The sequence below is a fragment of the Citrobacter sp. L55 genome, assembly GCF_002850715.1.
Classification (GTDB): Bacteria; Pseudomonadota; Gammaproteobacteria; order Enterobacterales; family Enterobacteriaceae; genus Citrobacter; species Citrobacter braakii.
Genome location: NZ_KZ559450.1, coordinates 1 through 1,164 on the forward strand (window position 1 = coordinate 1; position 1,164 = coordinate 1,164).

General features: G+C 49.9%; 3 protein-coding genes. 2 read left to right on the top strand and 1 reads right to left on the bottom strand.

Features of this window, described 5'->3' with window-relative positions; translation table 11 throughout:
• On the top strand, nucleotides 1-472 hold a 472-nt coding region (locus tag B9P82_RS28060; protein ID WP_143704306.1), incomplete at its 5' end, for a tail fiber protein.
• On the top strand, nucleotides 472-1,065 hold the full coding sequence (locus tag B9P82_RS28065) for a tail fiber assembly protein (protein WP_101701457.1): 594 nt from the start codon (nucleotides 472-474) through the stop codon (nucleotides 1,063-1,065). The genes B9P82_RS28060 and B9P82_RS28065, both read left to right, overlap by 1 nt.
• Here B9P82_RS28065 and B9P82_RS29610 read toward each other — a convergent pair.
• Nucleotides 1,037-1,153, bottom strand: a complete 117-nt coding sequence (locus tag B9P82_RS29610; RefSeq protein WP_268064861.1) for a tail fiber assembly protein — start codon at nucleotides 1,151-1,153, stop codon at nucleotides 1,037-1,039. The two genes, B9P82_RS28065 and B9P82_RS29610, sit on opposite strands and share 29 nt — an antisense overlap.
• Nucleotides 1,154-1,164 lie beyond the last annotated feature (11 nt).

Genomic DNA, 1,164 nt, shown 5'->3' on the forward strand with positions numbered 1-1,164 from the left:
AAACGTTGGTCTGGGAGAAGGCTCTATGCTCCCGGTTGGGACTCCAATTCCCTGGCCGCTGGCAACACCGCCGACCGGCTTTCTGAAAATGAACGGTGCAACATTTGATAAGGTTGCAAACCCTAAGCTTGCCCTTGCGTACCCGTCCGGAGTCTTGCCCGACTTACGTGCGCAAACTATTCGTGGCTGGGATGATGGAAGGGGTATTGATACCGGACGGGCGCTTTTAAGCGAACAGGGGGATGCGATCCGAAACATTATTGGCAGTGCCGCGAACGTCTATACAGGAAACCCAGATTTAGCGACGGGCGTCATTACCTACACCGGTACTGGAATCACCTCGTGGCAGAGTGGAACAGGACTGAGTATTTCCTACAGAAACTTAAATATTAATGCTGCGACTCAAGTTCCAACCGCTGCTGAGAACCGCGTTAAAAGCGTGGCATTTAATTACATCGTGAGAGCGCAATAATGAAAGAATACATCACGCTTAATGCGCAGGGATTTGCAGAAACTTCAGGATGGATTGTTTGCTATCTGACAAAACCTGATGGGGAATATATCGGCTTTATTGATGAGTTTATCCCGGCAACTGCTGGCTTACCTGCTGGTGCATATATTGATGAACCCCCGGCCGATGAAGCGGGAAAAGCGATAATCCGTGTCGGCGATAAGTGGGAGTTAGTCGATGACCATCGCGGCGAAACGGTTTACAGCACAGAGAGCGGCCAACCAATTGAAGTGAAAGCCCCTGGTGATTACCCTGAAAACACAACACCACTTGCGCCAGCCACACCTTTTGACAAATGGAATGGCAGCGCCTGGGTGACTGATGAAAACAAACTGAAAGCTGCAAATATCGCTGAAAATGAGTTTCGTAAAGCCCAATTGCGCGCTCAGGCGGATTCAGAAATCGCCTGGCGACAATACGCCGTAGACAAGGGCAAAGCGACGGAGGAAGAAGCCGACGCTTTGATTGAATGGCAGGATTACAGGCTGGATTTGATGCGGGTTGATACTATAAATCCTGTCTGGCCTACACCGCCGGTTTCTCAGACCAGTTAATCTTTGGCGCACTGGAGGTGTCTACCCCCTCCAGTTCCTTGATATAAGTTCTCCACTCAATTAGTTTCGCCTTGTCTTCATCACTAATGGTGCCAAGCA